The sequence below is a fragment of the Sphingomonas bacterium genome (assembly GCF_903644135.1).
Lineage (GTDB): Bacteria > Pseudomonadota > Alphaproteobacteria > Sphingomonadales > Sphingomonadaceae > Sphingomonas.
This window is the reverse complement of record NZ_CAHJXA010000127.1, coordinates 1-7,526: the sequence shown is the minus strand read 5'-3', so window position 1 is coordinate 7,526 and position 7,526 is coordinate 1. Positions and strand designations below refer to the sequence as shown.

Sequence of the window (7,526 nt, the reverse complement as noted above, 5' to 3'; positions counted from 1 at the left end):
GCTTAGATGGTGTCAAATGGCAGGAGAGCCGTCGTGCCCACACTCACCCGTGTCGTCAACGAACCCGCGCCGTTCTCACCGGAGCCGATCACCGATCAGGAGGCGGCTGCGATGTTCCGGGCTGCCCTCAATCTGTTTCGGGCCTGGGGCGTCACCGACGATCAGGCCGCCGTTATCCTCGACCTCCCGCGTCGCACGTTCGCCCGCTGGAAAGCCGGAGAGACCGGCCGGTTCGGCCGGGACGGCAAGGCGCGCCTCTCAAACCTCCTCGGCATCCACAAGGCCCTGCGGATCATCTTCCGGGAGGGGCCTCGTGGCTATGCGTGGATCAAGGCGAACAACGAGGCTTTCGGAGGTCGCTCGGCTCTCGACGTCATGCTCGGCGGCGAGCTGACCGACCTCATGCGCGTTCGCCGATACCTCGATGCGGAGCGTGGCGCCTGGTGATCGACCCCTCGCGGGTGCCGGTCTCCCACGTTCGATGGACGGGCGCCCGACGGATCATCCGCAGCCTCTATCCTCCCATCGACCTGTTCGAGGATATCGCGGACCCGGAAGACTGGCCGCTTCTCATCTCCGCCGAGCAGAAGACCAACCCGCGCCTCATGGAGACGCTCGGCAACCTCGATCTCGTGCCGACCGGGCGCCGCGTCTCGGGACCAGGCGCGACCTTTCTCATGGCGCCGTTCACGCATGTCAGCCCCGACCGGCCTAGCCGGTTCTCCGACGGGACCTATGGCGTGCTCTACGTCGCCAAGACGTTCGAGACGGCGCTCCTCGAGACGATGCACCACCATGCCTGCTTCATGGCGCAGACCAACGAGGTGCCGGGCTGGACGTCGCAGTTTCGGGAGCTCGTCATGAGTGTCGAAGCCGCCCTTCACGATCTGCGGGGCGGAAATCCTGCGTTCGGGCCGGCACTCGATCCCGATGACTACGTCGAGTCGCAGCGGCTCGCGGCTGGCCTACGCTCAGGCGTCTCTAAGGGGCTCGTTTACCCGAGCCGACGAGATCCGGACGGCCAGTGCGCCGCGCTTTTCTATCCCGACCTCGCCTTCGATCCCGTGCAGGGTCGCCACCTTGACTATCACTGGGATGGTGCGCGCGTGGACCTCTACCGCGAGGTGGACACGGGCAAACTCTTCAGGATTAGCAGATGACGTACACAACATCACAAGGCAGCTGACCGGTATTGACCGTAGCGGACGTTCAGAAAGTCTGCTTTCCGGTCAATCGCTTCATTATTAGACCCAGGTTCAACCGATATTGAAGATTCGAACCGGTCCGGGCGCCATTCGCTAGATCAAACGGATATTCTACTCCGATGTTGCGCTCACCCTCGGCACGCGAGGAAGGCGCAACATACGCGGGAACCGCCAGGAACCGCCGGAGGCGCGATCAGCCGGTTCATAACTCCTCACCGCAAGAGGTTGATGCCTCGATAGAATGCCGTAGATCGGGCGCCAAGAACTCACACATCTTGGGGAATCCGTCCAAACGTGCCTTTTAAGGAGCCGACGCCCTCGCGTGCGTCTCCGCGCGCCACCAATCGTCGAAGTGCCTTGCCGGCGTCCCAGACGATGAGGTCCAGTTCCTGGGCGATCGTGGCGGGATCAACGAAGCGATCGGCCGGCAAGGCGTCCAGGACCAGCGGTTCGATTGCCGGATCGTAGTCCGGCTCCTCGTTGCCTTCCTCGAAGACGTCGCACCAGAGGATGCGGTCCTTCCAGATGATGAAATGGCTTTCGCAACCGCCATCTAGCCAGACGGATGGATAGACCGAGACGGCTCCGCGTCGCTGATAGAGGCGCCACGCCTTGCCAGCCCTTGGATCAAAATTGACCACGAGCGTCTCCCCGCAACCGTCGGGGCAACGCAAGACTAGCGAGCGGAGCACGCCCCGTTCGACCAACGCGGCGTCACCCGGCGCCGCGAGCATGGCTTCGGCCTCGTCGCGATAAGAGGCGTTGCCGAGCAGATGGACTTTTCGCGCCGGCATCGTCATCGCGCTCCTCCGGTTGCATCTTCAATCACGGTCACGGTGGCCAGGTAGCCGTAACCTCGCCGAAAACGGTCGGCAGCGGGACCGTCGTCCCACTGGCACCGTCTGAGCAGCTGCACAGCAACCGCCGTCTGATACTCGGTCGCGCACGATTGCGCCGCGATCCCCATCGTCCGGATCTGGCGGACAATGGTCGCCATCCACCGCAACCTTGCTGCGGGCGCACAAGGGCCCGGAGGGTGGCGGAAGGCTGTCGGCGCGTAGAGCCGGTCGATCTCGCGCGCCCATTCGGGGTCTCCGAAGCGCGTGGCGTCCGCCCCGAGAGGCAGCTCGAACGCCAGCCATGTCTCAAGGGCGGCGAGGTCGGCGGTCATCGGACCCCTCGTGACCGAGGCCAAGTCGATCAGGATCGCCTGACCGTTCCTCACCCGCACGTTCTCGCCGTGAAGGTCGCCGTGGACCGGCGCGTGTCGCCACGTCTGCCGCATCGCCGAGAGCGTCGCCATCAGGTCAACGGGAGTCACTCGGACCCCGGCCTCCGACGCCTTCTCGATATAGCCGGCCTTGATCGCCTCCGGGTTCCAGAGACCCGCATCGCGCATGGCGATCGCAAGGGAGCCTGATACAAGGTCGTTGGCATAGCCTTGGTCGCGCCAACCCCGCAGCGTCTCGTCGATCAGCGACGTGACCGCCTGAGCTGCCACTTCACGCTGCGCAAGGTCCCAGAGGGACTCGGACCGGTCCACGAAGTCGCCCACCAGCAAGCTTCGCTCGGCGCCGGCCACCAGCGCCTGGATGTTGGGGCGCAGGCCGAATGGGATGAAGCGTTCCGCATAGTCACGATAGTTGGCGTATTCGCGCGCCACCTTGTCGCTGCGGTCCAGCTTGACGAACGCCGGCTGCGGCCAGACCCCCGCGTCGGAGCCCTCGACCGTCATGTGCGCGGCGAACACGCGCGCGGCGGACCGCCCCCCGGTCAGCTCGACCAGGGTCACCTCGCGGCACCGATGAAAAGCGCGCTGGAACAGCGGGTCGTCGGCCTTGCGGATCGGTTCGCGCTCGTCGGCGACGACGATCTTCAGGTCCATGCGCGGCCGCGGGCCGGCGGAATGGCGAGCGATGTTCTCCGCCAGAGCGGCGACCGGCGGGGCGGTCCGAGCGCGCACGCTCGCCAGCTTAAGCGCCGGACCCACCCGGCTTTGAACTTGGCCGAGGGTGTCGTCGTCGGGCGACACCAACTCCAGCCGAATGCCGTAATCGGCCAGCGTCCGCGCGTGCGTCGATACCCAGGTGCAATAGGGCTCAATGTCAGCAGGCGTAAAGCAGACCAGGACGGCGCGCAGCCGAGCTACCGGGACGGGCGCGTTGTCGGGCGTGGCGAGATGGACCACGCAGGAGCGGTTCTCAAGCTCGCGCACCACCGGGCTGTCGAGCGTCGCGCCCAGGCACAAGACTTCGCGGCGATCACCGTCCATCGCGCGCCTCCGGCGGGCGGACAGGCAGCGGCCAGGACGCTCCCTTGGCGAGCGCGCCCTCGCGGGAGCAGACGATGCAGGTCGGATTGGCGCGGGCGACGGTCGGCCTGATCGTGCCCCGCACGCCGTCATAGAGCTGGAAGCGGGCCTGCGCCGGCACCGGCGTCACCGCGCCGAGGAACATGGTGATCGCTAGCGACGCCATGGTCGAGTTTAGCGAGATCACGGCGGGCTGCGGTTCGTGAAGGCCCTGGACATAGGGGTCCGCCGCGCGCTGCTCCGGCGTCATCATCTCGCGGCGGATCTGCTCACCGTCGAGTGCGCGCGTGCAACTGAGGCAGCTCGCGCCAGGCGTCAGCATCTGAACGCGCCCGGTCACATGCTCAACCCCCGCCGCGCCGATCGTGATGCTCACCCCCATGTCGATGGTCGGCACGAGGTGCTGATAGGCGGCCTGGCCGACCACCGCTCGGCTGGCGTGGGAGTCGGTGCAAAGGAAGACGAAGTCGAAGCCGGCCAATCGCTGGGCAACGTCATAATCGACGACGTCGCCGGTCACGGCCTGGACGTGTGCGTCGGGATTGACCGCCAGCACCGACCGGCGCGCGACCTCGACCTTCGGCACGCCGACATCCCCCTGGCCCGCGCCGACCAGGCGGTTGAGGTTGGTCTGCTCGACAGTATCGGGGTCGATGACCGTGAGGGCGCTGACGCCGAGGTGCGCGAGCTGCTGCACGACGACCGACCCGGTGCCGCCGGCACCGATCACGGCGACATGCAGCTTGCCCAGGATCGCCTGGCCGATAGCGCCGAAGGCCCGAATCTGCCGATCGTGAACGCTGGCGCCCGCCGCCGCGCCCGCGTCGGACACCAGCCGCACCGTCTCGCCGATCTCCCACACCGGCAGCTCAGTCGTGGCGCCCAGCTGGCGGCACCGGCAGCCGTTTGGGCCGACGACCAGCGCGAGGGGGGCGCTGTCCGGCGCTCGCCGATCGAGATAGGCCTTGATCTCCGCCTCACCGGCGTCGTCGATTGGGGAGAAGACGGGCGCTCGGTCACAGCGCGGGTGGGTGTGCGCGAGGACAAGGCCGAGGCCTTGCGCGCGGGCGCGATTGGCGAGGTTCACCAGATAGGCGGGCCTCAGCACGGCCGAGACGGCGTCGCGGCGCTCATAGGCGCTCTCGGGAACGAGCTCGACGCCGGGCTCGGCAACGACCCACGCGCCGTGCTTAGGGTTGGCGTGAGTGAAGGCGGCCGCACAGGTCTCCCGGTCGGTCTCGCGCAGCAGCGCTTCGTGCAGCGTGGCGTAACCGGGCGCGGCGAAACGGAGCCCGGTCATGCCGCTTGCCTTAGCCGATCAAGGATCGTGTTCACCCAACTCGACAGCGTGTCGCGGTTCGGGTCCCAGGGCCCCGTGAGGTGCCACGAGAACCAGAGGCCGGCTTGGCCAACCTCCGGGATCGGGTTGGCCGCGGACGCACGCGGCGCTCCGCCACCCGCCAAGGTCAGCCCGGCGTCAGTCCAGAAGCAGTCGAGTGCGGCGAAGGGATAGGCCGGCGGGACCAGGAAGCGGACGCTGGTGGCGCGCGCTGACCAGCCCGGCGGGAGTGGCACGCCCGCCACCGTGACGAGGAGCGTGCCGCTTCCGAGCGTGGCCGCTTCGACCTGCCCGAAGCGCTCGCGCAGCTGCGCGAGCTGGCGTTCAACGATCGCGTTCATCAGCCGAAGTTCGCCTTGGGCACCGACGAGAAGCGGCGGGGGCCGTGCTCGACGTCCAGCTCGACGCTCTCGTCGTCGGCGATGACGCGGTCCGGGTCGTGGCCGTGGCCCTCCAGCACCAAGTCGTGGCTCGGGTCCCAGTTCGCGACCCGCGCCTTAATCTGCAGGCCCGTCAGGCGGCGCTGGTTACTCTCGTAGCGGACGCCGTTGACGATGAAGACGTAGAGCTTCGGCTTCGGCGCGGTGATGAAGCACTCCGCGCCCTGGCCGCCGAGATCGGCGCTGCCGCCCTCGGGGATTAGCTGGTCCGTCCCGCCCCGGACCTCGAGATACACCTCCTCATCGCCGGAGATACCCGACAGCACGCGCAGCGCATGCTCGGGGATCGCGGCGACGCCCCAGACGATTGGCCGCCCGTTCAGCGTGGCGCGGAAGAGGCGGTCGGTCGAGAAAGCGATGAAGCGCTCGGCCCCCTTGGCGCGCAGATCGACTTCCTCGTCGGGGCGCAGATCCTCGAAATCGCCGGAGGGCAGGATCGTGTAGAGGCTGAACGCCTCGGGGGGCCGCAGGCCGCCCGCATTGAGGATCTGGCGGCCGAGCGGGATCGGGTCGTCGATGGCGTGCGGGCGGAACTCGACCGAGTCCAGCGCCAGCTGGATGCGGAAGGTCGCCTCGCGGCCGCGGGGCTGGTCGTCGTCCGGTTCGGAGACGTGGGGATGGTTATCCATGGGGAGAGGTCTTTCACGTTCGCCGCCGCAACCGCGCGAAGGCTTCTGAAGGACCAATCCCCGCCGTTCAGGCGGACCGGAAAACGCTAGGCGAGAATCTTTTCGAGCCTGCCGGACGGCGCTGGTCCGCAGATGAAGAAAGCGGGGCAGTTGGGGCAGGTGCGCGTCGAGGCCTTGGGCGGGTAGCGGCCGTCCAGGATGCCAGCGACGAACCCGGCGAGGTCGTCGACGCGCTTGCCGAGCGCGGCAGGCTTAATGTCGAGCCGCTCCGACGTCTCGTCCGACAGGAAGACGATCTCGGCGCGGCAGCCTGGCGCGGCGCGCCCGACCGCGATCGCGAAGGCGTTGAGCGCCTTGCTCCTCATCAGCGTATCGGAGCGGTGGCCGGTCCGGACATGGCGGAACACGCGGCCGCCGTCGGGCTCAACCACCGCTTCATTCGTCCTGACGACGATCGCCGCGCCGGGAACGTCGAAGCACAGCGGCTCGGCGAGCCCCGGATCACGCCCCTGGCGGCTCCGGACGAAGTAGCCGATCATTGCGTCCGCCGCCTGCCGGTAGCCCGCTTCGGCCCCCGTGGTCGCGAGCGTCGACTGCGCCCAATGTCGGTCGGTGAGCGCCGCGATCGCGGCGGCATCGAGCGCATGACCGGGATCGGCGGCCAGGGCTTGCGTCACCCGGCGCACCACCTCGTGCATGTCCATGAACAAGGTCGTCCCGCGCCGGCCGCCGGTCTCGAGCACATGGGTGTAGAAGAAGCGGCGCGGGCAGCGCTCATAGAGCGCCAGCTGCACCTCGGTCAGGATTGGCTCGCCCAGGAAGACAACGTCGGTCCTGGGCTCCGGTGGCACCTCCTCGCCCGGTGCGGCGATGGGAACGCGTGTACGGAGGACGTCCGCTCCGAGCCGGGCGATGAAGGGGGAGGGCTGGCGTGTCGCGGCCGCCGCCGTACGGTCGGGCGCATAGAGGATCAGCGTGTCCTCGGCGCGGGACAGGGCGACATAGAACAGGCACTCCTGCTCGTCGCGATGCTCCCGATCGGTAATCTCGCGCCCGCGCCCGTCCGCGCCTTCGACAAGGCCAGCGGGCGGCGGACAGGCCGGGGCCTGAGGACTGCGCGGCAGCGTGTTCAGGTTCATGCCCGGGATATGGACGACCGGGAACTCCAGGCCTTTACTGCCGTGCATGGTCATCAGCCGCACCGCGTCGATGCCCTTGGCGGCGTCGGGCAGGTTTCTCAAGTCCCGATCGTCGGAGAGGAGGACCAGCTGCCGGATGCGGTCGAGGAGCCGCTGGATGCGCCATCCGCCGCCCGGTTGGGCGCGAACGAAGTTCATGAATTGCCAGACGGCGATGCCCTGCGCGCGGGAGCCGACGTCTGCGGCCTCAGCGATGGTCGCGGCGGTGCGCGTCCGGTCGAGTAGAAACGACGCGAGCGCTTGCCAAGGGTCGGTGTCCGGTCCGAGCCCTTCAATCACCTCCCGATGATGAGCGAGCGCGGCGGCACCCTCGGGGCTGAGGTCGGGCGAGACGGCTTCCCGGCACCAGGCGAGCGGTGCCGCCCCGGACTGCCCGCGCGCGTGGGCAAGGATGGCGGCCACG

At 68.1% G+C, this 7,526-nt stretch carries 8 protein-coding genes; 2 read left to right on the top strand and 6 right to left on the bottom strand.

Annotated elements, in window-relative coordinates; translation table 11 throughout:
- Positions 1-33: 33 nt before the first annotated feature.
- Positions 34-447 (top strand): MbcA/ParS/Xre antitoxin family protein, encoded by a 414-nt coding sequence (locus HUU96_RS08290; RefSeq protein WP_368039753.1) that lies wholly within the window; start codon positions 34-36, stop codon positions 445-447.
- Positions 444-1,160 (top strand): RES family NAD+ phosphorylase, encoded by a 717-nt coding sequence (locus HUU96_RS08285; protein WP_174292359.1) that lies wholly within the window; start codon positions 444-446, stop codon positions 1,158-1,160. Before HUU96_RS08290 ends, HUU96_RS08285 begins: the two co-directional genes overlap by 4 nt.
- A 311-nt stretch (positions 1,161-1,471) precedes the next feature.
- Here the strand turns inward: HUU96_RS08285 and HUU96_RS08280 are convergent, their stop codons facing one another.
- The 6 genes from HUU96_RS08280 to HUU96_RS08255 all read right to left on the bottom strand — a co-directional run.
- The gene (locus HUU96_RS08280) at positions 1,472-2,005 is read right to left on the bottom strand and encodes a DUF6527 family protein (protein ID WP_174292358.1); all 534 of its coding nucleotides are present in this window, start codon (positions 2,003-2,005) and stop codon (positions 1,472-1,474) included.
- Positions 2,002-3,237: a phosphotransferase gene (locus tag HUU96_RS08275; protein WP_174292357.1), complete on the bottom strand. Its 1,236-nt coding sequence runs from the start codon at positions 3,235-3,237 to the stop codon at positions 2,002-2,004. The genes HUU96_RS08280 and HUU96_RS08275 overlap by 4 nt, the downstream gene beginning before the upstream one ends.
- Before the next feature lie 229 nt (positions 3,238-3,466).
- Positions 3,467-4,816, bottom strand: a complete 1,350-nt coding sequence (locus tag HUU96_RS08270; RefSeq protein WP_174292356.1) for a HesA/MoeB/ThiF family protein — start codon at positions 4,814-4,816, stop codon at positions 3,467-3,469.
- Positions 4,813-5,196, bottom strand: a complete 384-nt coding sequence (locus HUU96_RS08265) for an E2/UBC family protein (protein WP_174292355.1) — start codon at positions 5,194-5,196, stop codon at positions 4,813-4,815. Before HUU96_RS08265 ends, HUU96_RS08270 begins: the two co-directional genes overlap by 4 nt.
- A complete protein-coding gene (locus HUU96_RS08260; protein ID WP_174292354.1) occupies positions 5,196-5,924 on the bottom strand; it encodes a multiubiquitin domain-containing protein in 729 nt (242 codons plus the stop codon). The genes HUU96_RS08265 and HUU96_RS08260 overlap by 1 nt, the downstream gene beginning before the upstream one ends.
- Before the next feature lie 86 nt (positions 5,925-6,010).
- Positions 6,011-7,526 (bottom strand): DEAD/DEAH box helicase (locus HUU96_RS08255; RefSeq protein WP_174292353.1); only part of this gene is annotated, 1,516 nt, incomplete at its 5' end.